Below are 26,814 nucleotides of genomic sequence, written 5' to 3'. Positions count from 1 at the left end.
CATTTGAGGTCAGCAGGTTGTTCCATGTTTCCTGCGAAATATACGATCGGATATCAAGACGCGGCATAAACCGGAGGTGCGTGGAATGACGCAGCGGCAGGGCTTTGCGCGCCCGTTAACCTGCGCGGCGCAAAGATGGCCTTGCAAAGAAAGAAATTTTGCAGGCTCTTGCGCGCTTCGCAACAATGCCAACCCCCTGCGATATTTGTTTCCGCCGAGGCGATAGATGCCGCCGCGCGCGGTGCGAATCGGCCGCGCCATGCGCCGCAATTCTGCCACGCGGATCGCGGGCGACATTTCGCAAGACCGTAAACAAAGACATTGATTTTGCACGACTGTTTCCCTATCCGCGCCTTGGTTTTGGCACATTGTTGCGCGCCCCGCCCCGCCCCCCTGCCCGGCGCGCCCGCGCGCTGCGGGGGACACGGGGGCAGGACACGGGCACGGGGACGGGCACGGGCGCGATTTCGCTCGTGAAGCGGCGCGCGGCGCGCTAAAGACGCTACATGAGCAACACCGATCCCTTTGAAATTTTTTGTGTCGTCCAACCGGGTCTGGAACCCACCCTTTTGGCCGAGGCCAAAGGCGCGGGGTTTGCGCAGGCGCAGGCGGTGACGGGCGGCGTCCAGTTCATGGGCCAGTGGCCCGATGTATGGCGCGCCAATCTGTGCCTGCGCGGCGCGACGCGGGTGCTGGCGCGCCTTGGCAGCTTTCGCGCGATGCATCTTGCCCAGCTCGACAAACGCGCGCGCAAATTCGACTGGGGCGCGGTTTTGAAACAGGGCGTGGCGCTGCGCGTCGATGTCACCTGTCGCAAGTCGCGCATCTATCACGCAGGGGCCGCAACACAGCGCATCGAAACCGCGCTGCGCGAAAGCCACGGGCTGACGGTGGTCAAAGAGGCCAGCGAGGCCGAATTGACCCTCAAGGTGCGGATCGAGGACGATCTTTGCGTCTTTTCCATCGATACCTCCGGCGAGAGCCTGCACAAACGCGGCCATAAAGAAGCGGTGAACAAAGCGCCGATGCGCGAGACGCTCGCGGCGCTCTTTTTGCGCGATTGCGGCTATGACGGCTCGGAGCCGGTGGTTGATCCGATGTGTGGCTCGGGCACATTCGTCATCGAAGCGGCGGAAATCGCGGCGGGTCTCAAACCCGGACGCAGCCGCAGTTTCGCCTTTGAAAAGCTTGCCAGTTTCGATCCCACCCGCTGGGCGGCGATGAAAGCGGCCAGCACGCCCCGCCCGGTGACCCTGCGCTTTTACGGCTCGGACCGTGACGCGGGCGCTGTGCGCATGTCCAAAGCCAATGCCGAGCGGGCCCAGATTGCGGATCTGTGCAGCTTTCACTGCCATGCGGTCGGGGACCTCAAACGCCCCGAGGGGCAAGCGGGTCTGGTCATCGTCAACCCGCCCTACGGCCTGCGCATCAGCGAGAAAAAGCTGCTCTTTGCGGTCTACGGGACGCTGGGCAAAGTGTTGAAGGCGGAGTTTTCCGGCTGGCGCGTGGCGATGATCGCGCCCGATGCCGGTCTGGCCAAGGCCACCGGTCTGCCGTTTCTGCCCGACAGCCTGTCCGTCTCGCATGGCGGCACCAAAGTCACCCTGTGGAAAACCGCCCCCCTGCGCTAGCGGGGGCCTTGCGCTTTTGTAGCGGCGTTGTTGCAAAACTTAGGGGCCGCCCTGCGCGGGCTTTGCGCTAGATCAAGGTCAGGCGCGCGTCAAAGCGCCATGGTTCACGCAAAGGGGAGGTTGTTGTGGCAGGCATCATCATATCGCTCGCGCTACTTATGTATCTGGCCTATCGCGGCATTTCGGTGGTCATTCTGGCACCGCTTCTGGCGCTTTTGGCCGCGCTTTTGGCGGGGGCACCGCTTTTGGCGACCTATACGCAGGTCTTCATGCCGGCGCTGGGCAAATATATCACCGCGTTTTTCCCGCTGTTCCTGCTGGGCGCGGTGTTTGGCAAGTTGATGGAAGTGACCGGATCGGCGCGCGCGCTGGCCGAGGCGATCACGGCGCGCGTGGGCACGGGGCAAACGGCCATGGCCGTGGTGCTGGCCTGTGCGATCCTGACCTATGGCGGCGTGTCGCTTTTTGTGGTGGCTTTTGCGGTTTATCCCGTTGCCGCCGCGCTTTTCGTGGCCGCAAACCACCCCAAACGCTTTATTCCTGCCGCGCTGGCGCTGGGCTCTTTCACCCTCACCATGACGGCCCTGCCCGGCACACCGGCGATCCAGAATGCGATCCCCTCGCCCTATTTCGGCACCGACACCTTTGCCGCGCCGGTTCTGGGCATGGTGGCGGCGATCATCATGTTTGCCGGGGGCGTTTTGTGGCTCAACCGGCGGATCGCGCGCGCTACGGCCGCGGGCATGGGCTACGGCGAGGACGACCAATACGCCCGCGCCGCAAGCGCGCGCAGGACCCACAAAAGCGAAGACACGCGCAAGCTGCCATCGCCATGGCTGGCGGTCCTGCCCATCGCGGTGGTGATCGGGTTGAACCTGATCCTGACGCGCCTTGTGCTGCCCGCGCTTGACACCTCCTATCTGGCGCAAGAGCAGTTCGGCGCGGTCGGGCTGGATGACGTGCGCGGAGTCTGGGCGATCATCGCGGCGCTTTTTGCCGCCGTGCTGGTGTTGGTCGCGACGAATTTCGCCCGCCTGCGCGGCGATCTGCGCGAGACCTTGGGTCTGGGGGCGACGGGGGCCTTCCTGCCGATTTTCAACACGGCCTCCGAAGTGGGCTATGGCTCGGTGATTGCGAGCCTGCCCGCCTTTGCCGTGATTGCGACGGCGGTCACCGGCCTGTTTCCCTCCAACCCGCTGATTTCCGAAGCCATCGCGGTCAATGCGCTGGCGGGGATCACCGGATCGGCCTCGGGCGGCTTGTCGATTGCCTTGCAAACGCTGGGCGATACCTATGCGCAACTCGGTCAGGCGGCGGGCATCAGCCCCGAGTTGCTGCACCGCGTGGCCGCGATTTCATCGGGCGGGTTTGATTGCATGCCCCATAACGGCGCGGTGATCACCTTGCTCGCAATCACGGGCCTCAACCACCGCAAAAGCTATCCCGATATTTTCGTGGTCGCGGTTGCGGTGCCGATGGTGGCGCTGGTCGCGGTGATCACTTTGGGCACGGTGTTTGGCTGATCCGGGTCACAGGGTCTGCGCGCTGAACGTATCGCACGCGTTGAGATCTTCGCTGGTGTAGCCGATGTCGAACCAGCGCTGGCGCTGCGCGGAGGTGCCATGGGTGAAACTGTCGGGCATGGGGCGCTGGCCTGCATTGCGCTGCAGCGTGTCATCCCCGATCTGCGCGGCTGCCGTCATCGCTTCACCGATATCGCCGCGCTCCAATGTGCCAAGCGTGTCTTGGGCGTAGCGCGCCCAGATGCCGCTGTAGCAATCGGCCTGCAATTCGATCCGCACGGAAATCGCGTTGGATTGCGCCTGTGAGGCGGTGGCGCGGATCTGGTTGGCCTGCCCCAGAATGCCCAGTTCATCCTGCACGTGATGCGCGACCTCATGGGCCACCACATAGGCGGCGGCGAAATCGCCCTGCGCGCCCAGACGCTGCGACAGCGTGGTGAAAAACGCCGTGTCCAGATAGATGCGCTGATCGACGGGGCAATAGAACGGTCCCGTCGCCTCGGAGGCGCTGCCACAGGACGAGGCGGTGGCGCCCGTGAACAGAACCAGCGTGACGGGATCATAGTCGTGCCCGTATTGCGCCAGAATATCGGCCCAAGCGGCTTCGGTGTCGGCCAGAGTGACCGACACAAACGCGCCCGCCTGCGCGTCGGCTGCGCTTAACGTGGTCTGGCTGGAGGGGGCCGCGCCGCTTGTGGCGCCATTGAGCAGGGGGGTGACATCGACGCCCAGCACCCAGCCGATCAGCACGATGGCCACCAATCCCAGCCCGCCCACGCCGCCGGCAACGCGCCCGCCCGAACTACGCCGGTCTACGATATTGCGCGAACCGCGCCGCCCTTGCCATTTCATCTTGCGCCTGCCCTTCAAATTGTCGTCGCGCCTCACTCTAGCGTGAACTTGCCCCGCCTCAAGTGCCCAAAGCCGCAGCCAAGGTTGACGCATGGCGCACAAAATGCCCTAAAGCACAGGCACCGCAGCACGCGGCATTCAACGGATATTTTATGCTCAAACGACTTTACGCGTGGACGCTGGCACAGGCCCAAAGCCGCCATGCGCTCTGGATTTTGGCTTTTGTGGCCTTTGTTGAAAGTTCGGTCTTTCCGATCCCCCCCGATATTTTGATGATCCCGATGATCATCGCCCGTCCCAAGGCGGCGTTCAAAATCGCGGGCATTGCCACGCTGGCCTCGGTGCTGGGCGGGATGTTTGGCTATCTGATCGGCTATGCGCTGTTTGATGTGGTCGGCCAGCCGGTATTGGAGCTGTATGGCAAGGCGGCGCAGGCCGAAGCCTTTAGCGCGCGGTTCAACGACTGGGGTGCCTGGGCGGTTCTGATCGCAGGTGTTACGCCCTTCCCCTATAAGGTGATCACGATCATGTCGGGTTGGACGCAACTGTCGCTGCCCGTCTTTATCCTGTCCTCGGTCGTGGCGCGGGCATTGCGGTTTTTTGTCGTCGCGGCCTTGTTGTGGAAATTCGGCGCGCCGATCCGCGACTTTATCGAAAAACGCCTGGGGCTGGTGTTTATCGCCTTTTGCGTCCTTCTTGTGGGCGGTTTCGTCCTTTTGAAATATCTCTGAGGTCTGTGATGAAACTTACCCGATCCACGCTTGTCACCATCGCCACCGCAGGGTCCGGCGCGCTTTTGCTGGGGGCTTTGGGCTTTCAGCTGGCCGGATATGCGCCTTGCAAGATGTGCCTGTGGCAACGCTGGCCCCATGCGCTGGCGCTGGTGATTGGCGCGGCCTATTTTGCCACGAAATCGCGGCTTTTGTGCTGGCTGGGCGCTTTGGCAGCGGCCAGCACCAGCGCGATCGGCGCCTTTCACGCCGGCGTCGAGCAGAAATGGTGGGAGGGCCCGACGTCGTGCACTGGCGCGGGCGATGCCTTGTCGGGGCTTGCGGGCAGCGATCTTTTGCCCGGGTCCGCGACCTCGGGGATCGTGATGTGCGATGCCATCGTCTGGGACCTGTTCGGTGTGACGATGGCGGGCTGGAATTTCCTCTTTGCCGGAGCGCTGGCGGTGATCTGGGTGCTTGCGGCCCTGCGCAAAGCGTGAGCGCCATGCGTGACGACGACAAGGTCATCGACCTCAAAGCCGCGCGGCGCAAGAAGCGCAAGACTCTGGGCGGCGCGGCCGCCGATCGTCACGCCGAGGCGCTGCGCGCGCGGTTTGCCAGATCGCGCGGCGCGACGGGCCGCCCTGCCCCGCAATCGCGCGCACAGGCAAACTCAGCGACGCTGCTGCGGCTGGTGCTGATCCTCGCCGTGATTGGCGCTGCGGTCTATTTTCTGGGCTGAGCGCCTTTGGCGGATGTCTTTTGGGTATTTTTATCCGAAAGAAGGCTGGTAGCGCGCCCGATTGCCTCAATGGACCGTGAATTCGCCCGCGACATTGCGCCATTCGTTCGGGCCGATCATCTTGCGATGGGTAAAGCGCACGAAGGCCAGTTTGCCTTCGATTTCGGCCTGCCAGAATGCGATGAATTTGAACAGGCGCGGGTGATCGGGCGCAAGGTCGTAGTCCTGCCATGTGAAGCTGTTGAGCACATGGGTGAAGTCGGGCATGTGGTAGATGAATTCGGCGGTGGTCAGGCCGTATCCGCGGAGCATCAATTCGGTTTCCGACAGGTCGGGTCGGGGTTCGTGGTGCAGGCTTGGGCCTGGGGCGTGGGAGGTCATTGGCATCTGCTTTCTGCTGAGGGGCCACCTTTGCCTGTGGCCCTGACTGACAGCCTGCGCCTCTTTGGTTAAAAATCAACAAAAACAGCTTGTTAGCAGGGCGTCACCCTGGCTGCCAAATTTGCGTGCCGCGCTGTGTCAGAAAGGCTTTCAAAACCGTCTTTGGCCCCATTGCACCCTGCATCCTGTCTGGGGTAAGGTCTGTGACAACAATATGTAGGCAAGCCCCGTTTGCGGGCGTGCATCACAGAAAACAACGGGCGGATGACGTGACCGACACTCCTCAAACCCCTGAAACAGAAGACGAAAAGCCCGCACCCAAGTCCGCATGGACCGGTCCGCAGATTTCCATCACCGAGGAAATGAAGTCTTCTTATCTTGATTACGCAATGAGCGTTATCGTCAGCCGCGCGATCCCCGATCTGCGCGACGGGTTGAAGCCCGTGCACCGGCGCATCCTGTTTGCGATGCATGAGGGCGGCAATACGTTTGACAAAAGCTATCGCAAATCCGCCCGCGCCGTGGGGGATACGATGGGGAAATACCACCCCCATGGCGATAGCGCGATTTATGATGCTCTGGTGCGGATGGCGCAGCCGTTTTCGATGTCGCTGCCGCTGCTTGATGGTCAGGGCAACTTCGGTTCGATGGATGGCGATAGCGCGGCCGCGATGCGCTATACCGAGGTGCGGATGGCCAAATCTGCCTCGTTCCTTTTGGCCGATATCGACAAGGACACCGTTGATTTCACCCTGAACTATGATGGCAAGGACCGCGAACCCACTGTTTTGCCTGCCCGTTTCCCCAATATGCTGGTGAATGGTGCGGGGGGTATTGCGGTCGGGATGGCGACCAATATTCCGCCCCATAACCTGGGCGAAGTCGTGGATGCCACGCTCGAGATGATCGAGAATCCCGATATTTCCACCGAGCGTCTGATGGAAATCGTGCCTGCGCCCGATTTTCCCACGGGGGGCATCATTTTGGGCCGCTCGGGCGCGCGCAAAGCCTATCTTGAGGGGCGTGGGTCGGTCGTGATCCGTGCCAAAACGCGCGTCGAGGAGATCCGCAAGGACCGCTTTGCCATTGTCGTCGACGAGATTCCCTATCAGGTGAACAAGGCCGCGATGATCGAGAAGATCGCGGAGATGGTGCGCGACAAGAAGATCGAGGGCATTGCCCACGTTCAGGATGAATCCGACCGTGTCGGTGTGCGCGTGGTGATCGAGTTGAAACGCGATGCCACGGCCGAGGTGGTGCTGAACCAGCTGTTCCGCTTTACCCCGATGCAGACCTATTTCGGCTGTAACATGCTGGCGCTGAATGGCGGTCGCCCCGAACAGCTGACATTGCCCGATTTCCTGCGTCATTTCATCAGCTTCCGCGAGGAAGTTGTGGCGCGGCGCACTGCCTTCGAGCTGCGCAAGGCCCGCGATCGCGCGCATATTCTGTGTGGTCTGGCTGTGGCTGTGACCAATGTGGACGAGGTGGTGGCGACAATCCGCTCCTCTGCGGATGCAGCCGAAGCGCGCAGCAAGCTGATGACGCGGCGCTGGCCGGCGATGGACATTGCCGAATACATCAAGCTGGTGGATGACCCCAGCCACACGATGAATGAGGATGGCACCTATAACCTGTCGGAAACGCAGGCGCGGGCCATTCTGGAACTGCGGCTGCAACGCCTGACGCAACTGGGCGTTCAGGAAGTCACCGACGAGTTGAAAGTGCTGGCCGGTCGCATCCGCGAGTATCTGGAAATCCTGTCGAGCCGCGCGCGGATCATGGAAATCATTTCCAACGAATTGCGTGAGGTCCGCGACCTTTTTGCCGTGCCACGGCGCACGGAAATCGTCGATTGGTCCGGCGATATGGACGACGAGGATCTGATCGAGCGCGAAGATATGGTCGTGACCATCACTGCCTCGGGTTGGGCCAAGCGCACACCGCTGGCCGATTACCGCGCGCAGCGTCGGGGCGGCAAGGGTCTGTCGGGCATGGCGACCAAGGACGAGGATGTGATCACAACGCTCTTCGTGGCCAATACCCACACGCAGCTGTTGTTCTTTACCACCGATGGCATGGTCTACAAGCTCAAGACCTGGCGCCTGCCCCAGGGCGGTCGCACGTCCAAAGGCAAAGCGATCGTCAATATCCTGCCGATCCCGACGGGCGTGTCGATCGCGGCCATCATGCCGGTGGATCGCGACGAAAAGGATTGGGACGACCTGCAAATCATGTTTGCGACCTCCAAAGGATCGGTGCGGCGCAACCGGTTGTCGGATTTCACCAACGTCAAGGCCAACGGCAAGATCGCGATGAAATTCGAGGGCGACGACGAGGGCGCACGCTTGATCAACGCGCGCATCTGCGACGAGAATGACGATGTGATGCTGGTCACCAATTCGGGCCGCGCCATTCGCTTCCCGGTGCCGGACGTGCGGGTGTTCAACTCGCGCGCCTCCATGGGCGTGCGCGGGGTGAAATTGTCGGGCGGCGACGAAGTGGTGTCGATGTCGGTGCTCAAACACTTCGAGGCCTCCTCCGAAGAGCGCACCGCCTATCTCAAGATGCGCCGCCAGATGGCGGGCCTGGACGAGACCGAAGTCGCGGATGAAGACGAAGACGCGGTGGAAGGCACGATCACCGCCGAGCGCTTTGAGGAAATGCAGGCGGCAGAAGAGCTGATCCTGACCATTTCCAAAGGCGGCACGGGCAAGCTGTCCTCATCGCATGGCTATCCGATCCGCGGTCGCGGCGGCATGGGCGTGATGGCGATGGACAAGGCGATGCGCGGCGGCGACCTTGTGGCCTCCTTCCCCGTGTCGATGGGCGACCAGATCATGCTGGCCACCTCGAAAGGCCAGTCGATCCGCTGCCCTGTGGGCGGGATTTCCTTCCGCTCGCGCGCTGCAGGGGGGGTGAAGGTCTTCGATACCGGTCGCGGTGAAGAGGTCGTTTCGGTTGCGTGGATTGCCGAGCAACCGGATGACGAACTCGAGGCGACAACCGGCGAGGCCGAAGCGCAAACCGGCACGGACAGTGCCCCGGAACCGGGTGAGGATGCGCGCTAAGGCGGGCGCTGCGTCAAAACGCCGACCCGTGAGCAAAAAAGATCGGGGTGCGCCAGTCGCACCCCGTTTTTTTTGACAAAAGCCGGTTTGACCTTTGCGGTTTTCGCGCCAGATAGCTTTGTGCGCCACGCCAAGGCATCACGGTTTCGTGAGCGCAATCGCAGCGAAAGCAGTGCTGTGATCTGCCAGACCCGCGACTGACGCAGGGTCAAAGTTAAAATTTAGGTAAAATTTGCCAAAATCGGTTTTCAAAGATTGCAGCTGCGCCGGATATTCGCAAAAGTGATGGTGATCCTTCATTTTCGCAAAAGCATATTTGCAAAATTGAGTGGCGAAAAGTGGTATTGCAAAAATACCTTATACTAGGTTTTGTGGGGGTATACCCAAAGCAGGCTTTGGGTAGCGGCCTCACCGAGACGCTGCGGCCTTTGCGCCAAGGCTGGACAGACACCCAGCGACCCGCGCGCTGACCAGACAGTTGACACGCTTGGCCCTGCCACGCGGACCGTTTTTGGCCCCCCGGGGCCACTCTCTTTGCTGGACGCACCCCCTTTGGGGCCACGCAAAGCCAACAACAATCCAATCGGGCGACAGACCCGGGTGCTAAAGGAACTTGCATATGGACCGCTGGGATGACCTGAAATTTCTTCTGGCCATTTCAAAGACAGGCACGATGGCTTCGGCCGCCCGCCTGCTTGGAACGAATGCCGCTACAGTGTCGCGCCGGATGGACCGCCTCTCCGAAGAGTTGGGCGTCACACCGGTGATCAAGACCCCCTCGGGCTGGGGACCGAACCCCGAGATTGCGGCGCTGATCGATGCCTCGGATTCCTTTCAGGAACATATCCGCCGCGAAAAGAACATCCTGCGCTCGCGCACGGGGGTCGGCCCGTCCGATATCTGTATCGGCTGCTCGCCGGTGATTTCCAACCGCATCCTGTTTCCCCACCTCAAGCGCGATCCCAACCTGCTGGAGACCATGCGCCTGACGTTTCAGGACCGTATTCTGGTGGAAACCCTGTCGGATAACGACGTGATCCTGACCGTTGCACAGCCCTCCAACGGGCGTCTGATGGTGCGTAAGGTCGGGGCCTTCGGCATGGCCGCCTATGTCCACAAAGACAACCGCGACACCAAGGATTGGGTCAGCATTCCGGCCAATATCCAGCCCTTCGAGTTGGGCGATGTGGTGCAGGACCATTTCGGCACCGAGCCGCGTATCCGCGTCGATACGTTCCAGCACATCCAGAATGTCATGCAGGCCACCGGCTTTGCGGGCATCCTGCCGACCTTGGTGGGCGAAGAGGAACCGCATCTCGAGCGCGTCGAGGACCTCACGCGGGTGGCGGATATTTTCATGTGCTACCACGAAAGCCGCAAAGGCGATCCCGCCATCGAAGCCACCACCCGCTTTATTGCCGATGCTTTCACCTACCTCGAACAGAACGGCCCGACAGCCGGTTAGGCCCCCGACAGCCGGCTAGGCCCCCGACAGCCGGTTAGGCACAACGGGTCGCGCGACCTGCAAAACCGGTGCCTGCGCGCGGCACCGGTTTGATCGGGGGCCTGCCGGGGCCGCCTGTTTCTGCAAAGCCACACAGAGGCGCGCAGTTTCACCGCCCGCGCGCGCGACCTAGCCGTGGCAGGGCGCGCGGCCTATGCAGGCGGATATCCCGAATTCTGGAGCTCCTCCCATGACCTTGACCCTGCGCCCCACCCTTGGCCTTGCGCTCGGCGCGCTGACGCTGACAGGCCTTCCGCTTGCGGCGATCGCAGGCCCCGATTACCTGTCCTATAGTTCCAGCTTTACCGCGTTTGGCGATGGCGATGGCGCGATCTACCTGCCCGAACTTGACGTCGCGGCCGACTACAGCTTTGGCAATGTCGTTCTGTCGGGCGCGCTGAGCGCCGCCAAGGCCTACACCGATGACAGCAGCGACGGCGAGCTGAACATCTACGGCGGGGACATCACCGCGGGCTACCGCGTTTTGCCCGATTTCACGCTGAGCGCAGGCTATGGGGCCACGAAAATCGAGGGCGCGCTGTTCGAGACCTACACCCTTGGAAGCGAATATCACTCCGGCAGCTTTTCGGCGGGTGTCAGCTATGCCAGCGACGGCGACGACACCTCGAATACGGCGATCTTTGCCGGCTATGACGCGGGCGGCCTCTATGCCACCGCCGGCGCGTTCCTCTACGAAGACAGCACCGATGTCATCCTTGCGCTGGGCAACGATACAGGCAGCTACGCCTCGGATGCGGCCCTGCTGTTCAACAGCGACGAAGACACAACACTTGCGGCGCTGGATGTGAAATACAACATCGGGCGCAATTTTCGCGCACTGGGCGAGGTCTTTTACGCCGATCTGGGCGAGAGCGATCTGACCGTGGCCAGCATTGGCGGGGGCTATCAGTTCCAGAACGGGACATGGATGGATCTGACCGGCGGCAAGGTCTGGGCAGAGGGCGACGATGTGGCACATGTGATCACATTGGAACTGTCGGTCGAAACGGGACGGCGCGCGCTGCAAGGGCAAAAGTTCCGCGACGACTATTCCGAGGCGCTGCCTGCGTTTCTCGACGTTTTTGTCGACTAGGGTCGCGCCCTGAACAGAGACAAGGATCGGGCGGCCTCGGGTCGCCCGTTTCTGTGCGCGCTTTTCTAAGCCACCCCGCGCAGCCCCCCTTTTCGCGGCGGGCTGCTTGGACTACATGGGCAGCATGACACAAGAACTTCATATCATCGGCGGCGGAATGGCCGGATCAGAAGCCGCCTGGCAGGCCGCAAATGCGGGCGTGCAGGTGGTTATCCATGAAATGCGCCCCAAGGTGGGCACATTCGCGCATCAATCGGGCGATCTGGCCGAAATGGTCTGCTCGAATTCCTTTCGCTCGGATGACGACGAACAGAACGCGGTGGGCCTGCTGCATTGGGAAATGCGCGCGGCAAACGGGCTGATTATGGCCATGGCAGATGCGCATCAGCTGCCCGCGGGTGGCGCTCTGGCCGTCGACCGCGAGGCCTTCGCAGGTGCTGTGACCGCGCGCCTGCATGCCCATCCCAATGTGCGGATCGAGGCAGGTGAAATCACCGCCCTGCCCGACAGCGGCCATTGGATCGTGGCCACCGGCCCCTTGACCTCTCCAAGCCTTGGCGCGGCGATTGCCGAAGCGACGGGAACCGACCGTCTGGCATTTTTCGACGCCATCGCGCCGATTGTCTACACCGAGAGCATCGATATGTCGGTGGCTTGGGAGCAAAGCCGCTACGACAAGGGCGACACCCAAGAGGAACAGCGCGCCTATATCAACTGCCCGATGACCAAAGACCAATATGAGGCCTTCATCGACGCGCTGCTGGCAGCGGAGAAAACCGAGTTTCACGAAGGCGAAACAGCGACCTATTTCGATGGCTGCCTGCCCATCGAGGTGATGGCCGAGCGCGGCCGCGAGACGCTGCGCTTTGGGCCGATGAAACCTGTGGGCCTCACCAATGCCCATGATCCCCAGACCAAAGCCTATGCGGTCGTGCAACTGCGCCGCGACAATGCTTTGGGGACACTCTACAATATTGTCGGCTTCCAGACAAAAATGAAGTACGGCGCGCAAACATCTGTTTTTAAAATGATTCCCGGACTGGAGAACGCAAGTTTTGCACGTCTGGGGGGGATCCACCGCAATACGTTTTTGAACTCTCCCACGCTGCTTGACGATCAGATGCGTCTGAAATCGCGCCCCAACCTGCGCTTTGCGGGTCAGGTCACCGGTGTCGAGGGCTATGTGGAGTCAGCCGCCATGGGCCTGCTTGCCGGTCGATTGGCCGCGGCAGAAATTCAGGGGCGTGCGCTGGAAAGCCCTTCTGGCACCACTGCGACGGGCGCGCTGATCCATCACATCACGGGCGGAGCGGATGCGAAAACCTTCCAGCCCATGAATGTAAACTTCGGCCTGTTTCCCGCCGTCGAGGGGTTGAAGGGCGGTCGTCGTGGCCGCAAGGACCGCTACAAGGCCTATACGGACCGTGCCAAAGCAGATTTCACCAACTGGTTGCAAGATCAAGAGGTTACCCTATGAACTACATTCTTGCCATCCTGCTTCCCCCGCTGTCGATTGCGCTGACAGGGCGGATTTTTCTGGCCATTGTCACCTTTATCATCTGGATTCCCGCGCTCATCTTTTCGGGTGGGCTGACCCATCCGATGTTTATTCTGCTGGCCTGGCTCATCATTTTCCAGTCACGCGAAAGCCGGGGGCACTAGGGCGCTTTGGGGGTGATCACCCGTTTCGCTCCCAGCCCGACCGGCCCGTTGCATCTGGGCCATGCATTCGCGGCGATGAGCGCGTTTGACCTCGCGCAGGCGGCGGGCGGCACGTTTTTGCTGCGCATCGAAGACATCGATCAAAGCCGCGCACGCCCCTCATGGGAAACGCAGATATTTGACGATTTGCATTGGCTCGGTCTGGACTGGCCCAAGCCGGTCTTGCGCCAATCCGACAACCTTAAATCATACGCCCAAGCCCTTGATAAATTATGGGACTTAGGGCTTCTTTACCCCTGCACCTGCACGCGGCGCGACATCCGCGAGGCCAGCCGTGCCCCGCAAGAGGGTCAGCCCGCAATCGGGCCGGACGGGATGATTTATCCGGGGACCTGCCGCGCCAAATCGCCGCCCTGCGGCCCCCGCCCGCAAGACGCAACCCTAAGGATTGACGTGAGCCGCGCCACTCAAGGCATTGATTTCATACACTTCACTGAAATGGTGCATGGGGTAAGAGGCCCGCACACCCGATCCGGCGCGCAGCTGGTCAAGGAGGTTGGCGACATTGTTCTTGCGCGGCGCGACATGGCGACATCATACCATTTGTCTGTGGTTGTCGATGATGCCGCCCAGGGGATTACGGATGTCACGCGTGGGGCGGACCTTTTTGAGGCGACCCAAATTCATGTTCTGTTACAACGGGTTCTGGACCTTCCCACACCCAGATACCACCACCATCCCTTGATCCGCGACGCCTCTGGCAAGCGGTTGGCCAAACGCGATGACGCGCGCGCCTTAGAGCTGTACCGCGCGCAGGGGCTGAGCCCGCGTGACATCCGCACCATGGTCGGTCTGGGCTGATCGTTCGGGATTTCGGGTATTTTTATCCGAAAGAAACAGACCCGTTGCCTCAGGTCATCGGCGTCATCAATTCGACCTCGTCCTGATCCCGCACGGCGGTGTAAAAGCACGAGCGGCGATTGGTGTGGCATGCCGGGCCCTCTTGTTCGACGCGCAGCAAAAGGCAGTCACGGTCGCAATCGACCCGAAAATCCACCAGTTTTTGCACATGACCCGATGTTTCGCCCTTGATCCAAAAGGCTTGGCGCGAGCGGCTCCAGTAGGTCACGCGCCCTGTGGCCAGCGTCTGTTCCACGGCTTTGGCGTTCATCCACGCCATCATCAGCACCTCGCCGCTGACATGGTCCTGCGCGATTGCCGGAATCAAGCCATTTGCGTCGAAAGTCAGGCTGTTCAGATCAAAGGCCATGGTCACTCCTTTCCAAGGGGGATCTGTCGCCCTATCTAGGAAGTTGAACGACGAAAGGCAAACCATGAGCGATGCGGACTTGATGTCCCTTTATTCGGGGCGAATTCTGGCGCTGACCACAGCGATCCCGCACACGGGCCGCCTGCCCGCGCCAACGGTTTCGGCCAAGCGCCGCGCGCCGCTGTGCGGATCAACGGTCAGCGTTGATCTGGTGCTCGACGGGGAGCGTGTGGTCGCATTTGCCCAGGACGTCAAAGCCTGCGCTTTGGGTCAGGCGGCGGCCAGCGTTGTGGGATCGGTCGTGATCGGCACGACGCAGGCGCAGATCGCACAAGCGCGCGCGCAACTGGCGGCGATGCTGCGCGAGGACGGCCCCGTTCCCAGCGCGCCTTTCGACGGGTTGGAGGTGTTGCGCGCCGCCAAGGACTATGGCAATCGCCACGCCTCGATCCTTTTGGCGCTGGATGCGACCCTGGACGCGTTTGCCGCTGCGAAACCGCAGGCTGCCCCTTAGGCTGTTAACCTCACAGAAAGTTGCTGTCTTTAGGCTATGTGCAGTCTACGGAGAGCGCGATGATTCCCAATCCCAATTTCACGACCGATGGCAGCGATGCGCAACCGCCGGATGCGCGACTGACCCTACTGGCCAAGATTGCGGCGCAGCTTGGATTTGAAGTGGTTGATATCGCAGGATTTCTAGATCAGGTTGACGGTCAGTCGCGCGCGCAGGTCGATGCCTTGCGCACCGTTCACAGCAGCGCGTCTGAGGTGATCAGCGCGAACGCGCATGTGCGCGAGGCCGTCGGGCAAGTGACGCGGCACACCGAGGAAACCCGCGACATCGTGGCCACATCGGTGACATTCGTGCGCGCCTCCAGCGAGGTCTCTCACGGGGTTGCGCGCTGGGTCACGGACCTTGCCATCAGTATGGACAGCATCGCCAACGCTTTGAAGGCGGTGCAATCGGACAATGCGGAAATTTCGGCCATCGCCAAGCAGGTCAACATTCTCGCGATCAACGCCAAGATCGAGGCCGCGCGCGCTGGCTCGTCCGGGCGCGGCTTTGGGGTGGTGGCGGAGGCGATCAACGAATTGAGCCGCAAGACCGCGAAAGCCGCCGAGGGGATCCAGACCAACACCCAAACCTTGGGCACCTGGATCGAACAGATGCGCGACGAAAGCGGGGATGTCAGCAAACACGCGCATCAGGTGATCAGCGATAGTGACAAAACCGATGCCGCGCTGACCTCGATTTCACAAGCAATCGGCGCAACCCATGAGGCGGCTCAAAATATTGCCCATCAGGCGGAAGCGGTGCAGACAGCCACCAATCGCTTTGCGCCGATCCTGAGCGAAATCGATCATTCTGCCAAGGACGTGGCCCAGGAAATCCATGCGGCACGCGAGCGCGTGAACGGGCTGATTGACCGTTCGGAAAGCATCGTGCAAACCACCGTGGCGCTCGGGGCTGCGAGTGACGACGAGAAATTTATCGCGCGGGTGCAAGCGGATGCGGCGCGTATCTCCGGGCTGTTCGAACGCGCGCTGGAGTCGGGACAGATCACCCGCGAGGCCCTGTTTGATCAACGCTACCGCGAGATCAGCGGCACCAATCCCCCGCAGGTCGAAACCGGATTTACCAAATTCACCGATGCGATCCTGCCCGAGATTCTGGAAGCGGCCCTGACGCTTGACCCGCGCGTTGCCTTTTGCGCGGCCGTCGATCACAACGGCTACCTGCCGACCCATAACCGCAAGTTCTCGCAGCCCCAGGGGCAGGACGCCGCATGGAATGCCGCCAATTGCCGCAATCGCCGGATCTTTAACGACCGGGTCGGCTTGAAAGCCGGACGCAACACAGATCCCTTTCTATTGCAGGTCTATCGGCGCGACATGGGGGGCGGCAGTTTTGCCATGATGAAGGATCTATCCGCGCCCATCGTTGTGCAGGGACGCCATTGGGGCGGATTGCGGCTGGCCTATACGATATAAAAAAACTGCCGCGCTCCGAAGAGGCGGCAGAAGTGACGTTTTTACCGGTTCAGGGCATACTCACGGGAACAAGCAATATGCAGGACCCTCGGGGACAAGGGCGAACCGATACCAAACGCAGGCAGAAACGCGAAAAGAGAGAAGCTAAAGCATTCCCGGGACGTAGAGGCCGCCCACCAGAATAACCAAAAGCGATGCTGCCCCCAAAAAATCCTGAGCAAGCGTGCTACGCGACCGTTTAAAGGCAGTTTTGATGTCATGGACCATAGGAGCCTCCTGTCTGGCTAAGCTGTCGTTCTCTCTTGTTGACCCTTTGTTCTCATATCTTAACCTTTGAGTAAAGAACTTTATGAGAACATTCGTGAACAAATGTAAAAAACAGGAGAACATCGTGCCAGAGCATCGCTGCCGCCCTGTCAAAAAACAGGCGCGAAACAGCAATCTTTCTGGATGTGAAATGACTTAACCGACTGAAATCAAACGGATCGCCTGATCCTGATCCATCAGCCACAGAGCAAAGCGTGCCGCCCTGCCCCGATCGCTTTCGAGGGCCGGATCATCGTGCAAAAGTTTGCGCGCATCGCTCTGCGCCAAGGCCATCAGCGCCGCCTGGCGTTCCAGATCGGCAATGCGAAAGCGCGGAAGACCCGATTGCGCGACGCCCAGAACATCGCCTGCCCCCCGCATGGCAAGGTCCTCTTCGGAGATGCGAAACCCGTCTTCGGTTTCGCGCAGGATTTCAAGGCGGCGGCGTCCGGTTCTGGTCAGCGGCGGCTGATACATCAACAGACAGGTCGAGGCGGCCGTTCCGCGCCCCACCCGTCCGCGCAACTGGTGCAATTGCGCAAGGCCAAAGGCTTCGGCCTGTTCCACCACCATGATCGAGGCGTTGGGCACATTGACCCCGACTTCGATCACCGTCGTTGCGACCAGAACCGCCGTTTCTCCCGCCACAAAGGCCGCCATAGCGCGATCTTTTTCCGCAGGGGGCATCTGCCCGTGCACAAGCCCCACGCGCCCCTCCCCCAAGGCCGCGCGCAGGATTTTGAAGCGATCCTCGGCGGCGACCATATCCACCACTTCGCTTTCCTCAACCAAGGGGCACACCCAATAGGCCTGCCGTCCTTGGGAAATCGCTTTGGACAGATGGGCAAGCACCTCGTCAAAGCGCTCTGTCGAGATCAGGGCGGTTTTGACGGGTTGGCGGCCCGCAGGTTTTTCATCAAGCACCGAAATATCCATGTCGCCATATTGCGCCAGCGCAAGGGAGCGCGGGATGGGCGTTGCGGTCATCACCAAGACATCCACTGCCGCGCCCTTGTCACCCAACGCCATCCGTTGCGCGACGCCGAACCGGTGCTGTTCGTCGATGATCGCAAGGCGCAGGTCCGCGAACGCGACATCCTTTTGGAACACCGCATGGGTGCCGACGAGAATGGCGATATCACCGCGCGCGAGCGCCGCAAGCTTGGCGCGCCGCTCCGCCCCCTTATCGCGCCCCGTCAGGATTTCCAGCACAACACCCGCAGCCTGCGCGAGAGGTTGCAACCCCTCAAGATGTTGGCGCGCAAGGATTTCCGTCGGTGCCATGATCACGGCCTGCCCGCCCGCTTCGACCGCCACGAGCATCGCCATCAGGGCCACCAGCGTTTTGCCCGCCCCGACATCGCCCTGCAGCAGCCGGTTCATGCGCTGCGGCTGCGCCATGTCTTGGGCGATTTCCTGCGCCGCGCGGCTTTGCGCGCCGGTGGGCGTGTAGGGCAGCGCGCGCAACACGCGCGCGCGCAGCCGCCCGTCGCCTTGCGTGATTCCGCCCTTGCTGCGCCGCGATGAGGCACGCGCCAGCGCCAAAGTCAGTTGATGGGTGAATAATTCGTCATAGGCGAGGCGTTCGCGCGCAGGATGGGTCGGCGTCAACTCATTGGGGCCCAGTGGTGCATGCGCATTGGCAAGCGCCGTCCCGAAGGCGGGCCAGCCCTCGCGCGCGCGCAACGCAGGGTCAATCCACTCGGGGCAATCGGGCAGTTTTGCCAATGCCCCTTGGGCGGCTTTGCCCATCACACGCTGCGTCAGACCACTGGTCAGCGGGTAGATCGGCTCGAAATCGGGCAAGCTGCGCGCCTCCTCAAGCGTGCCGATGAAATCGGGATGCGAGATCTGCGCCATGCCATCGTAATGCTCGACCTTGCCCGAGACGACGCGGCGCTCCCCGAGAGGCAGCTGTTTTTCCAGCCAGTCCGAGGCCCCGCGAAAAAACACAAGCTGAAAGCCGGTCTGCGCGTCCTCGACCTGAACACGATGTGGCAGGCCCCGGCGGCTGGGGATGTGATGGCGCAAAACCGTTACCTCAACGGTCGCAATTTGTCCGGCCTCCACCCCCTGAACACTGTCCCGCCGCCGCCGGTCCACCACCGAATGGGGCAGCGTAAACAGCAAATCGCGCGGGCGCGTGATCGCCAGTTGCGCAAAGAGTTTCGCGGTCTTCGGCCCGACCCCCGTCAGGGTTTCAAGACCGGCAAACAGCGCAAACAGGGCGGCAGGACGTCCGCTCATGCGTCACCGATCAGGGCAAGCCATGCGTCTTCGTCAATCACCTCGACGCCGAGATCCGCCGCCTTGCTGGCCTTGGACCCCGCTCCGGGACCGACCACCAAGAGGTTGGTTTTGGCCGATACCGACCCTGCAACCTTCGCGCCGAGGCTTTCGGCACGGGCTTTGGCTTCGGCGCGGGTCATTTTTTCCAGACTGCCGGTAAAGACGACAATCTTGCCCGCAACGGGACTATCCGAGCTTGGTTTGGCCGCCGCTTGCGGATCAAGTTGCGCGACCAGACGGTCAATCGATGCGCGTTCGCTTTCTTGGTGAAAGGTGGTGACCAGCGAGGTCGCCAATGTCGCGCCGATCCCATCAATGGACATCAGATCGCTCCAGGCCTCGTTGCCGCCCACATCGGCCTGCGTCATTGCCGCCTCGAAGGCCTCCCATGTGCCGTAATGCACCGCCAGAAGACTTGCGCTTTGCTCGCCCACATGGCGGATGCCAAGGGCAAAAATCAGTTTGGCCAAGGGCACATCGCGCGCGGCATCAATCGCATTGAACAGACTGTTGGCGGATTTTTCCCCCCAACCGTCGCGGTTTTTCAGCTGCTGCAGCCCCGACCCGAAACGTTGGCGCAGCGTAAAGATGTCAGCAGGTTCGTGAATCCAGCCATCAGTGAAAAACTGTTCGACCTGCTTTGCCCCCAGACCGTCGATATCGAAGGCGGCGCGCGACACGAAATGTTTCATCTTTTCAACGGCCTGCGCGGGGCAAATCAAGCCTCCGGAACAACGGCGCACCGCATCGCCTTCTTCGCGGATCGCCTCGGAGCCGCATTCGGGGCATACTCGGGGAAAGGTAAAGGGCACAGTGCCCTCGGGGCGGCGCGACAGATCGACATCCGCGATTTTGGGGATCACATCACCAGCGCGATAGACCTGCACCCAGTCGCCAAGACGAATGTCCTTGCCGGCGCGAATATCTTCGCCCTTGGAGGAACGTCCGGCGATGTAATCCTCGTTGTGCAGGGTCGCATTGGACACAACAACACCGCCCACCGTGACCGGCGCAAGCCGCGCGACCGGACTGAGCGCGCCGGTGCGACCGACCTGAATGTCGATGGCCTCAAGCGTGGTCCAGGCGAGCTCTGCGGGGAATTTATGGGCAATCGCCCAACGCGGCGTGGTCGCCCGAAAGCCGAGGCGGCGCTGCAGCGCAAGATCATTCACCTTATAGACCACACCGTCGATGTCGTAGCCCAATGTCGCGCGTTGCAGTTCGATGTCGCGGTAATGCGCGACCATTTCCGCCGGGGATTGGCACAAGCGCGTCAAAGGGTTGGTGCGAAAGCCCAGATCCGACAGCCGCTGGATGGCAGCCCATTGCGTCGTTGCCAGCGGCGCCGAGAGTTCGCCCCAGGCATAGGCGAAAAATTTCAACGGACGCGCACGGGTAATTTCGGCGTCAAGCTGGCGTAGCGATCCTGCGGCAGCATTGCGCGGGTTGGCAAAGGTTTTGCCCCCTTTTTCTGCTTGCCCTGCATTCAGACCCTCGAAATCCGCATGGCTCATGTAGACTTCACCGCGCACCTCCAGAATGTCGGGCGCCTGTTCGAGCGTTTGGGGAATATCGTCGATGGTGCGCGCATTGGCGGTGACGTTTTCGCCCACCTCGCCATCGCCCCGCGTCGCCGCCTGCACCAAAACGCCCCGCTCATAGCGCAACGAAAGCGACAGCCCGTCGATTTTGGGCTCGGCGGTGTAACTCAGCGGCGCCGTTGCCCCGAGGTATTTGACGATTCCCGCGTCGAATTCGCTCACATCGGCCTCGTCAAAGGCATTGGCCAGCGACATCATCCGCACCGCATGCGGAATCTTGCCAAACCCCTCGGCGGGGGCCGCCCCAACCCTATCAGAGGGGCTGTCAGGTTTTTTCAGGTCGGGAAAGCGCGCTTCGATGTCGCGGTTGCGGCGCTTGAGCGCATCATAGTCGGCATCCGAGAGCGTGGGCCTATCCTGCCCGTGGTAGGCGTCATCGGCGCGCGAAAGAGCGAGCGCAAGCGCGTCCAACGCCTCGCGCGCTTCATCTTTGCTCAGATCGGATACCGGCTTGCGCTCAATGGACATGAAACCCTCCTCGTCGTCGGTCCCAATGGTTTAGGAGACGACCCCAAGGAGGTCCAGAGCATGCCGACGAGCGTCGCAAAAAACGCGATAGACAGTGGAGGTCACGCGCAGTGGAGATCAAGCGCCGTGGAGGTTAGGCGCAGCGCGAGTCAGGCGCAGTGGAAAGAACGAGCCCGATGGAGGTCACGCGCAGTGGAGATCAAGCGCCGTGGAGATCAAGCGCTGGCATCTTGTGCCACAAAGGCCATCGCGCCCTGCTGGCCCGCTCAGGCGCGATCCGGCCCCAACTGGTCCGCCCAAGCGCAATTCGCGCGCTTTTGCACACACCAAAAGCCCAGCCTGAGGGCAAAGCGCAGGTTTCTCTTATGCGCCCATTACGCGCCCACGGCGAGCGGCTGGTCCATTTCATTGGGTTCAGGGTCGCGCAACACATAGCCACGGCCCCAGACCGTTTCGATATAGTTGTCCCCGTCGGTCGCATTTGCCAGCTTCTTGCGAAGTTTGCAGATGAAAACGTCGATGATCTTCAGCTCGGGCTCATCCATTCCCCCGTAGAGGTGGTTGAGGAACATTTCCTTGGTCAGCGTGGTGCCCTTGCGCAGGGACAACAGTTCCAACATCTGATATTCTTTGCCGGTCAGGTGAATGGTCTTATTGGCCGAAGACACGGTTTTTGCATCCAGATTCACGTCGATCTTGCCGGTGCGGATAACCGATTGCGAATGACCCTTGGAGCGGCGGATGATCGCATGGATTCGCGCCACAAGTTCTTCGCGATGAAACGGTTTCGTAAGGTAGTCATCTGCCCCGAAACCGAATCCCTTGATCTTGCTTTCGGTGTCATCGGCCCCCGACAGGATCAGAATCGGCGTCTCGATACGCGCAAGACGCAACTGGCGCAGAACCTCATGCCCGTTCATATCCGGCAGACCGAGGTCGAGCAGAATAAGATCGTAGTCATAAAGCTTTGCCAGATCGATCCCTTCCTCGCCAAGGTCCGTCGTATAGACGTTGAGATTGGCGTGCCCCAGCATCAGCTCGATGCTTTTGGAGGTCGTCGGGTCGTCTTCGACTAGCAAGATGCGCATATACTCGGTCTCCACTGCGTCATTCGTTCACCATTTAGACTGACGCAAAATGGTTAACTACACGTTACTAGCTTTAACCAAATTGTGATTTCAACTCAAGGTTGTCGGTATTTTTGCACATTTGTGGCCTTCAGGGCCGCCTCGCCATGGCTTTGAATCGCATCGCGCCATGCGTTGAACTCCTCTTCGCTCAGCCCATAGAGGCTAAGCGCCTCCGACAAGGGAATCAGCCCATAGGCCACGCCCTTGACGACCGCAGCCTTGCGCGACGCCACCCAACGCCGCGTTTGGGCCGGCGGTAAATCCGCACGGGTCATGACGGTGCCATCGGGCAGGGTCACAGCGCGCGGGCCGTCTACTTTTCTTAGATACATTGGGTCACACCCCCTTTATTCGTCTCGCAAAGGTGACTGTGGGCCAATCGTCTTAATGCGGCATGAAACCGCCCCTTGAGAATAGGTAGGATTTTCCTATATTACTTGCTCTTTCCGGAAAGGATTTGTTCATGGCTCTGGACAGCAAACACCCGCTCAACTCCCTTGGTTTCGCCAAGCCCCCCGCCGAGACACGCGTTGTCGTGGCGATGTCGGGCGGCGTCGACAGCTCGGTCGTGGCCGCGCAGTTGAAGGAGGAAGGATACGATGTGGTGGGCGTGACGCTCCAGCTTTATGACCACGGCGCGGCCCTTGCAAAAAAGGGGGCCTGCTGTGCCGGGCGCGACATTCACGATGCCCGCCGCGTGGCCGAGGAAATGGGCTTTCCCCACTATGTGCTCGACTATGAAAACGTCTTCAAGGACGCGGTGATCGACGAATTTGCAGATAGCTATCTGGCGGGCGCCACCCCCGTGCCCTGCATCCGCTGCAACGAGCGCGTGAAGTTCAAGGACCTGCTGAATACCGCCAAGGATCTGGATGCGGATTGTATGGCAACCGGACATTATATCCAGCGCAAGGCGGGAAATCACGGCGCAGAGTTGCACTCGGCCGCCGATGCGAATCGCGACCAGAGCTATTTCCTCTTTTCCACGACCCCCGAGCAACTGTCCTATCTGCGCTTTCCTCTGGGACATTTGGCGTCCAAAGCCGAAACCCGCGCCCTGGCGGCGAAATACGGATTGGCGGTGGCCGACAAGCCCGACAGTCAGGACATCTGTTTCGTGCCCGATGGCAATTATGCCAGCGTGATCGAGAAACTGCGCCCCGGCGCGGCAGAACCCGGCGAGATCGTCGATATGGAGGGCAATGTGCTGGGCACCCACAATGGCGTCTTGCACTACACCGTTGGCCAGCGGCGGGGGCTGGGGATCGGCGGGCTGAGCGAGCCGCTGTATGTGGTGAAGCTGGATGTCGAGGCGCATCGCGTCATCGTCGGCCCCAAAGAATTGCTGGCCACGCGCAAGATCCCGGTACGCGAGATCAACTGGCTTGGCGATGAACCCTTCACCGCGCGCACGGAATGGCACATGGGCGTCAAAGTGCGCTCGACCCGCCCGCCGCGCGATGCGATCATCCGGCCCATTTCCGAAACCGAAGCCGAGGTGGAACTTGTCGTCGCCGAGGAAGGCGTCTCGCCCGGTCAGGCCTGTGTCTTCTACGACGATGCCTCCAGCCGGATTTTCGGGGGGGGCTGGATCTGGCGCGGCTATTGAGCCGCCCCGCCTTGCAGGGTTAAAATCACCGGAATTTTGAAAATAACCGGATCAAAGACAACAAAAGGGGCCGCAGCATGTGGCCCCTTTTTGCATGCCTGCAGAATTTCGCTGACCTTTCAGCGCAAAGAATGTGTCACGATTTTACCGGCATCCCCTCCAGCAAGGCACGCGCCGCCCGCAGTCCCGGCGCTTCTCCGCCCCGCCCCAGGCGTTCCATCGTCACATCGAGCGCGCTGTACTGATCCTCTGGGGCGTCCATCACACGTCCCAGTTCCAAGGCAATTGGCCCGGGCTGGCAGCGCTCGCCCAAAAATTCCGGCACCACGCGGGTCTCGCTGACAAGGTTCACCAAAGTGACCGTATCGACCAGAAGTTTGCGTTTCACGATCTGGCGGGTAAGCCAGTTCATGTCATAGGCCACCACCATCGGCGTGCGGGCCGCCGCAAGTTCCAAACTGACGGTGCCGGAGGCGGCAAGCGCCACATCAGCCGCGCCAAATGCCGCGCGTTTGCGCGCCGCATCATTGGCCGCAATGAGGATCGGCTTTACAGGCCAGTCTGCGACCAGCCGTTTGACATCCTCCGCCACAGCCCCCGCCACGGGCAAAACATAGGCCGCGTTGGGGTGGCTTTGGGCGAAATAGCCAAGTGCTGCACCAAAGGTCGGGGCGAGCCGGTTGACTTCGCCTCTGCGCGACCCGGGAAGCACCAGAACCAAGGGGCGGTCTTTCAGGCCGTGGGCGCTGCGAAAGGTCGCGATCTCGGCTGCGCTGGCTTGGGGTTGGGCCACCACCGGATGGCCCACAAAATCGCAGCGCAGGCCCTCGCGTTGGAAATGTGGCGGCTCGAAGGGAAACAGTGCCAGTACCTGATCCACCGTGCGCTTCATTTTCGCAGCGCGTTCGGGACGCCAGGCCCAGACCGTCGGCGCCACGTAATGGGCAAACCGCAGGTCGGGCACTTGTTTGCGCGCCGCCTCGACGACCCGCAGGCAGAAATCGGGGCTGTCGATGGTCAGCACCAGATCGGGGTGCCATTTCACGATCGCATTCGCGGTTTCATCCTTGCGGCGCACCAGATGGCCGTATTTGGGCAGCACTTCGGCAAGGCCCATCACCGACAGTTCCGACATGTCGAACAGCGAGCTCAGGCCCGCCGCCTGCATCGCATCGCCGCCGATCCCGCGAAATTCGACGCCCGTGTCGACGCCCGAGTCGCCGCCCGCAGCGGTCAGCTCACGCAGGCCCGCCATGACAGCCGCGCCCAGTTGGTCCCCTGACGGCTCGCCTGCAATGATGAATACTTTCAATGTCATTCCGCTTTCAGGAACAGTCCTGCCTCCTCGATCGCCGCACGGGTGGCGGCCTGTTGCAAGACTATAGTCCGATTGGCCGCGATGACGAGGCCCGCAAGTCCGGCCTGTGTCACCGCCTGTATGGTTTTGGGGCCGATCGCGGGGGCATCAATGCGTAAATCCTGTCCCGATTTGGGCTGTTTGACAAAGACGCCTTTGGCGCGGCGCAGGCGCTTGGGCGTCTCGCCCACAAATTTCAGCAGCGCATTGGTGCCTTGCAGCGTCTCGATCCCGATCACCAGCCCGCCCGCAACAACCGCCCCCTGGCCCACGTCCTGCGCGGCCAGAGCGTCGATCACAGCGCGCGCCTTTTGCGCATCCTCAAGGTCCCCCGCGCTCGGTTTGCGCCCCCAAAGCGTCCCCGCAGGCAGCGCCAGCGCAGGGGCAATGTCCAGCGCACCGCGAATGGCAAAACCGCTTTCCTCGAACACCGCCAGCACTTCGCGCAGCAGCGCATCATCGCCCTTGGGCAATTTCGCCGCCAGTCTCAGCGCGTGACGATCCAGCAGCAACGGGTTGATCTGGGGGCGCACCATGGCCCCTGCAAAACAGACCTCGCTCACGCCAAGCGCCTTCAAATCCTTGAACAGACGCCCTAATTTTTCAATCCGCGCCGCCTGTGGAACAACGCCATCGGGCGGCGGGCTGTCATCGAAGGTCACATAAACGGGGTTCTCAAGCTGCCCTGCAAGCTGGACCGGCAAATCACCGGTGCCAGCAATGATGGCCGTGCGGGGCATGGCTGAAAGAGGCATGGCGGGACGGGGCATGGCGGCCTCAGCTCGGGGTCAGGAAATGGCGATCAGACGGGCCGAGGATGAAATCGACAATCTCGCGCACATAATCGCTATCGGTTTCCTCGCCCAGACGCGTCGCGCGGTCCTGGAAACTGCCCTCGCCCTGGCGCAGCATCTGCAGCGCCGCACGCAGGGCCGTGATGTCGGCGCGCGCAACCCCGCGCCGCTTGAGCCCCACAAGGTTCAGCCCGTCCAATTCACCGCGTGGCCCCTGCACCAACCCGTAGGGCAGCACATCCGCCGTGACCATCGTCACCGCGCCGATGATCGCGCCATGCCCCACGCGCACCCATTGATGGATGCCCGACAGCCCGCCGATGATCACGTCATCCCCGATGTGGCAATGCCCCGCGACGGCCGATTGGTTCACCACGATCACGCGGTTGCCAATCACACAGTCATGGCCCACATGCGCGCCGGTCATAAAGAGGCAATCGTCGCCCACCGTGGTCACCCCGCCCCCGCCCTGCGTGCCAAGGTTGAGGGTCGCGCCCTCGCGGATGCGGTTGCGCTTGCCGATGACCAGCCGCGAATCCTCCCCCGCATATTTCAGGTCCTGCGGTACTTCCCCGACGGAGGCGAATTGAAAAATTTCGCTGCCCTCGCCCACATCGGTGCGCCCCGTCACGACAACATGGCTTTTGAGGGTGACATTTTCGGCCAGAACGACTTTGGGACCCACAAGGCAGAACGGGCCGATCGTGCAGCCCGCGCCGATCACGGCTCCCTCTTCGATCACGCTGGAGGGGTGGATCGTGGCGCTGGGATGGATGCTCATCGGGGTCTCCAAAGGCTGGGGCGAAAGCTCGGGGCCAGAGCGGCCCAC

Annotated in this window: 24 protein-coding genes; 14 read left to right on the top strand and 10 right to left on the bottom strand. The window is 61.5% G+C overall.

What is annotated here, in order from left to right; genetic code table 11:
- The first annotated feature begins 506 nt into the window (after window positions 1-506).
- Both AQS8620_RS07520 and AQS8620_RS07515 read left to right on the top strand, forming a co-directional pair.
- A complete protein-coding gene (locus tag AQS8620_RS07520; RefSeq protein ID WP_085836247.1) occupies window positions 507-1,631 on the top strand; it encodes a THUMP domain-containing class I SAM-dependent RNA methyltransferase in 1,125 nt (374 codons plus the stop codon).
- 125 nt (window positions 1,632-1,756) lie between these two features.
- Window positions 1,757-3,154: a GntP family permease gene (locus tag AQS8620_RS07515; RefSeq protein ID WP_234990413.1), complete on the top strand. Its 1,398-nt coding sequence runs from the start codon at window positions 1,757-1,759 to the stop codon at window positions 3,152-3,154.
- 6 nt (window positions 3,155-3,160) lie between these two features.
- On the opposite strand, the gene ypfJ is transcribed toward AQS8620_RS07515, so the two are convergent.
- A complete protein-coding gene (gene ypfJ, locus AQS8620_RS07510) occupies window positions 3,161-4,006 on the bottom strand; it encodes a KPN_02809 family neutral zinc metallopeptidase (protein WP_085836245.1) in 846 nt (281 codons plus the stop codon).
- A gap of 152 nt (window positions 4,007-4,158) precedes the next feature.
- Here ypfJ and AQS8620_RS07505 point away from each other — a divergent pair, with 152 nt between their 5' ends.
- Genes AQS8620_RS07505 through AQS8620_RS07495 form a run of 3 tightly spaced genes read left to right on the top strand, consistent with a single transcriptional unit; the run spans window position 4,159 to window position 5,458 of the window.
- On the top strand, window positions 4,159-4,737 hold the full coding sequence (locus AQS8620_RS07505) for a YqaA family protein (protein WP_085836244.1): 579 nt from the start codon (window positions 4,159-4,161) through the stop codon (window positions 4,735-4,737).
- 8 nt (window positions 4,738-4,745) lie between these two features.
- Window positions 4,746-5,216: a disulfide bond formation protein B gene (locus AQS8620_RS07500; RefSeq protein WP_085836243.1), complete on the top strand. Its 471-nt coding sequence runs from the start codon at window positions 4,746-4,748 to the stop codon at window positions 5,214-5,216.
- 5 nt (window positions 5,217-5,221) lie between these two features.
- On the top strand, window positions 5,222-5,458 hold the full coding sequence (locus AQS8620_RS07495) for a hypothetical protein (protein ID WP_085836242.1): 237 nt from the start codon (window positions 5,222-5,224) through the stop codon (window positions 5,456-5,458).
- Window positions 5,459-5,524: 66 nt separating this feature from the next.
- On the opposite strand, the gene AQS8620_RS07490 is transcribed toward AQS8620_RS07495, so the two are convergent.
- Window positions 5,525-5,839, bottom strand: coding sequence for an usg protein (locus AQS8620_RS07490; protein WP_085836241.1), 315 nt, complete (start codon window positions 5,837-5,839; stop codon window positions 5,525-5,527).
- A 269-nt stretch (window positions 5,840-6,108) separates the two neighbouring features.
- On the opposite strand from AQS8620_RS07490, the gene gyrA reads away from it, so the two are divergent.
- From gyrA to gluQRS, 6 genes are all read left to right on the top strand, one after another.
- Window positions 6,109-8,910, top strand: a complete 2,802-nt coding sequence (gyrA, locus tag AQS8620_RS07485; protein ID WP_085836240.1) for a DNA gyrase subunit A — start codon at window positions 6,109-6,111, stop codon at window positions 8,908-8,910.
- A 619-nt stretch (window positions 8,911-9,529) separates the two neighbouring features.
- On the top strand, window positions 9,530-10,375 hold the full coding sequence (locus AQS8620_RS07480) for a LysR family transcriptional regulator (protein WP_085836239.1): 846 nt from the start codon (window positions 9,530-9,532) through the stop codon (window positions 10,373-10,375).
- A gap of 229 nt (window positions 10,376-10,604) precedes the next feature.
- Window positions 10,605-11,507, top strand: coding sequence for a hypothetical protein (locus tag AQS8620_RS07475; protein WP_085836238.1), 903 nt, complete (start codon window positions 10,605-10,607; stop codon window positions 11,505-11,507).
- Window positions 11,508-11,631: 124 nt separating this feature from the next.
- Entirely contained in the window at window positions 11,632-12,984 is a 1,353-nt protein-coding gene (gene trmFO / locus AQS8620_RS07470) for a methylenetetrahydrofolate--tRNA-(uracil(54)-C(5))-methyltransferase (FADH(2)-oxidizing) TrmFO (protein WP_085836409.1), read from the top strand.
- Entirely contained in the window at window positions 12,981-13,169 is a 189-nt protein-coding gene (locus tag AQS8620_RS07465) for a hypothetical protein (protein WP_085836237.1), read from the top strand. Before trmFO ends, AQS8620_RS07465 begins: the two co-directional genes overlap by 4 nt.
- A 12-nt stretch (window positions 13,170-13,181) precedes the next feature.
- Entirely contained in the window at window positions 13,182-14,030 is an 849-nt protein-coding gene (gene gluQRS / locus AQS8620_RS07460) for a tRNA glutamyl-Q(34) synthetase GluQRS (RefSeq protein WP_085836408.1), read from the top strand.
- Between the two features lie 49 nt (window positions 14,031-14,079).
- Here gluQRS and hisI read toward each other — a convergent pair whose 3' ends face one another.
- A complete protein-coding gene (gene hisI / locus AQS8620_RS07455) occupies window positions 14,080-14,439 on the bottom strand; it encodes a phosphoribosyl-AMP cyclohydrolase (RefSeq protein WP_085836236.1) in 360 nt (119 codons plus the stop codon).
- Window positions 14,440-14,503: 64 nt separating this feature from the next.
- Between hisI and AQS8620_RS07450 the strand changes: the two genes are divergently transcribed.
- Together AQS8620_RS07450 and AQS8620_RS07445 are read left to right on the top strand one after the other, a co-directional pair.
- Window positions 14,504-14,953, top strand: a complete 450-nt coding sequence (locus tag AQS8620_RS07450) for an iron-sulfur cluster assembly scaffold protein (protein ID WP_085836235.1) — start codon at window positions 14,504-14,506, stop codon at window positions 14,951-14,953.
- Window positions 14,954-15,012: 59 nt separating this feature from the next.
- Window positions 15,013-16,431 carry a methyl-accepting chemotaxis protein gene (locus tag AQS8620_RS07445; protein ID WP_085836234.1) on the top strand — a complete coding sequence of 473 codons (1,419 nt, stop codon included), beginning with the start codon at window positions 15,013-15,015 and terminating at the stop codon, window positions 16,429-16,431.
- A gap of 462 nt (window positions 16,432-16,893) precedes the next feature.
- Here AQS8620_RS07445 and recG read toward each other — a convergent pair whose 3' ends face one another.
- The 4 genes from recG to sciP form a co-directional block, all read right to left on the bottom strand.
- Window positions 16,894-18,984 carry an ATP-dependent DNA helicase RecG gene (gene recG, locus AQS8620_RS07435; RefSeq protein WP_085836232.1) on the bottom strand — a complete coding sequence of 697 codons (2,091 nt, stop codon included), beginning with the start codon at window positions 18,982-18,984 and terminating at the stop codon, window positions 16,894-16,896.
- Window positions 18,981-21,095, bottom strand: a complete 2,115-nt coding sequence (gene ligA / locus AQS8620_RS07430; protein ID WP_085836231.1) for an NAD-dependent DNA ligase LigA — start codon at window positions 21,093-21,095, stop codon at window positions 18,981-18,983. The genes recG and ligA overlap by 4 nt, the downstream gene beginning before the upstream one ends.
- A 374-nt stretch (window positions 21,096-21,469) precedes the next feature.
- On the bottom strand, window positions 21,470-22,183 hold the full coding sequence (gene ctrA, locus AQS8620_RS07425; RefSeq protein ID WP_085836407.1) for a response regulator transcription factor CtrA: 714 nt from the start codon (window positions 22,181-22,183) through the stop codon (window positions 21,470-21,472).
- 95 nt (window positions 22,184-22,278) lie between these two features.
- Window positions 22,279-22,557 (bottom strand): CtrA inhibitor SciP, encoded by a 279-nt coding sequence (gene sciP / locus AQS8620_RS07420; RefSeq protein WP_085836230.1) that lies wholly within the window; start codon window positions 22,555-22,557, stop codon window positions 22,279-22,281.
- 131 nt (window positions 22,558-22,688) lie between these two features.
- Here sciP and mnmA point away from each other — a divergent pair, with 131 nt between their 5' ends.
- Complete coding sequence (gene mnmA, locus AQS8620_RS07415) at window positions 22,689-23,834, top strand: tRNA 2-thiouridine(34) synthase MnmA (RefSeq protein WP_085836229.1); 1,146 nt, start codon at window positions 22,689-22,691, stop codon at window positions 23,832-23,834.
- A 136-nt stretch (window positions 23,835-23,970) separates the two neighbouring features.
- Here mnmA and lpxB read toward each other — a convergent pair whose 3' ends face one another.
- The 3 genes from lpxB to lpxA are packed head-to-tail and all read right to left on the bottom strand — an operon-like array spanning window position 23,971 to window position 26,766.
- Window positions 23,971-25,152 (bottom strand): lipid-A-disaccharide synthase, encoded by a 1,182-nt coding sequence (lpxB, locus tag AQS8620_RS07410; protein ID WP_085836228.1) that lies wholly within the window; start codon window positions 25,150-25,152, stop codon window positions 23,971-23,973.
- Window positions 25,149-25,961, bottom strand: a complete 813-nt coding sequence (locus tag AQS8620_RS07405) for an LpxI family protein (protein ID WP_234990412.1) — start codon at window positions 25,959-25,961, stop codon at window positions 25,149-25,151. The genes lpxB and AQS8620_RS07405 overlap by 4 nt, the downstream gene beginning before the upstream one ends.
- Before the next feature lie 7 nt (window positions 25,962-25,968).
- Window positions 25,969-26,766, bottom strand: coding sequence for an acyl-ACP--UDP-N-acetylglucosamine O-acyltransferase (gene lpxA / locus AQS8620_RS07400; RefSeq protein WP_085836226.1), 798 nt, complete (start codon window positions 26,764-26,766; stop codon window positions 25,969-25,971).
- Window positions 26,767-26,814: the final 48 nt, after the last annotated feature.

The organism is Aquimixticola soesokkakensis (genome assembly GCF_900172375.1).
Classification (GTDB): domain Bacteria; phylum Pseudomonadota; class Alphaproteobacteria; order Rhodobacterales; family Rhodobacteraceae; genus Aquimixticola; species Aquimixticola soesokkakensis.
Note: the sequence above shows the minus strand (reverse complement) of the source record. Positions and strands in the feature narration are given on the sequence as shown.

What these genes read in the sequence shown, in the direction of transcription:
- AQS8620_RS07520 (WP_085836247.1), top strand. Translation starts at nt 507, where the DNA reads ATGAGCAACACCGATCCCTTTGAAATTTTTTGTGTCGTCCAACCGGGT.
- ypfJ (WP_085836245.1), bottom strand. Translation starts at nt 4,006, where the DNA reads ATGAAATGGCAAGGGCGGCGCGGTTCGCGCAATATCGTAGACCGGCGT.
- AQS8620_RS07505 (WP_085836244.1), top strand. Translation starts at nt 4,159, where the DNA reads ATGCTCAAACGACTTTACGCGTGGACGCTGGCACAGGCCCAAAGCCGC.
- AQS8620_RS07500 (WP_085836243.1), top strand. Translation starts at nt 4,746, where the DNA reads ATGAAACTTACCCGATCCACGCTTGTCACCATCGCCACCGCAGGGTCC.
- AQS8620_RS07495 (WP_085836242.1), top strand. Translation starts at nt 5,222, where the DNA reads ATGCGTGACGACGACAAGGTCATCGACCTCAAAGCCGCGCGGCGCAAG.
- AQS8620_RS07490 (WP_085836241.1), bottom strand. Translation starts at nt 5,839, where the DNA reads ATGACCTCCCACGCCCCAGGCCCAAGCCTGCACCACGAACCCCGACCC.
- AQS8620_RS07480 (WP_085836239.1), top strand. Translation starts at nt 9,530, where the DNA reads ATGGACCGCTGGGATGACCTGAAATTTCTTCTGGCCATTTCAAAGACA.
- AQS8620_RS07475 (WP_085836238.1), top strand. Translation starts at nt 10,605, where the DNA reads ATGACCTTGACCCTGCGCCCCACCCTTGGCCTTGCGCTCGGCGCGCTG.
- trmFO (WP_085836409.1), top strand. Translation starts at nt 11,632, where the DNA reads ATGACACAAGAACTTCATATCATCGGCGGCGGAATGGCCGGATCAGAA.
- AQS8620_RS07465 (WP_085836237.1), top strand. Translation starts at nt 12,981, where the DNA reads ATGAACTACATTCTTGCCATCCTGCTTCCCCCGCTGTCGATTGCGCTG.
- hisI (WP_085836236.1), bottom strand. Translation starts at nt 14,439, where the DNA reads ATGGCCTTTGATCTGAACAGCCTGACTTTCGACGCAAATGGCTTGATT.
- AQS8620_RS07450 (WP_085836235.1), top strand. Translation starts at nt 14,504, where the DNA reads ATGAGCGATGCGGACTTGATGTCCCTTTATTCGGGGCGAATTCTGGCG.
- AQS8620_RS07445 (WP_085836234.1), top strand. Translation starts at nt 15,013, where the DNA reads ATGATTCCCAATCCCAATTTCACGACCGATGGCAGCGATGCGCAACCG.
- recG (WP_085836232.1), bottom strand. Translation starts at nt 18,984, where the DNA reads ATGAGCGGACGTCCTGCCGCCCTGTTTGCGCTGTTTGCCGGTCTTGAA.
- ligA (WP_085836231.1), bottom strand. Translation starts at nt 21,095, where the DNA reads ATGTCCATTGAGCGCAAGCCGGTATCCGATCTGAGCAAAGATGAAGCG.
- ctrA (WP_085836407.1), bottom strand. Translation starts at nt 22,183, where the DNA reads ATGCGCATCTTGCTAGTCGAAGACGACCCGACGACCTCCAAAAGCATC.
- sciP (WP_085836230.1), bottom strand. Translation starts at nt 22,557, where the DNA reads ATGTATCTAAGAAAAGTAGACGGCCCGCGCGCTGTGACCCTGCCCGAT.
- mnmA (WP_085836229.1), top strand. Translation starts at nt 22,689, where the DNA reads ATGGCTCTGGACAGCAAACACCCGCTCAACTCCCTTGGTTTCGCCAAG.
- lpxB (WP_085836228.1), bottom strand. Translation starts at nt 25,152, where the DNA reads ATGACATTGAAAGTATTCATCATTGCAGGCGAGCCGTCAGGGGACCAA.
- AQS8620_RS07405 (WP_234990412.1), bottom strand. Translation starts at nt 25,961, where the DNA reads ATGCCCCGTCCCGCCATGCCTCTTTCAGCCATGCCCCGCACGGCCATC.
- lpxA (WP_085836226.1), bottom strand. Translation starts at nt 26,766, where the DNA reads ATGAGCATCCATCCCAGCGCCACGATCCACCCCTCCAGCGTGATCGAA.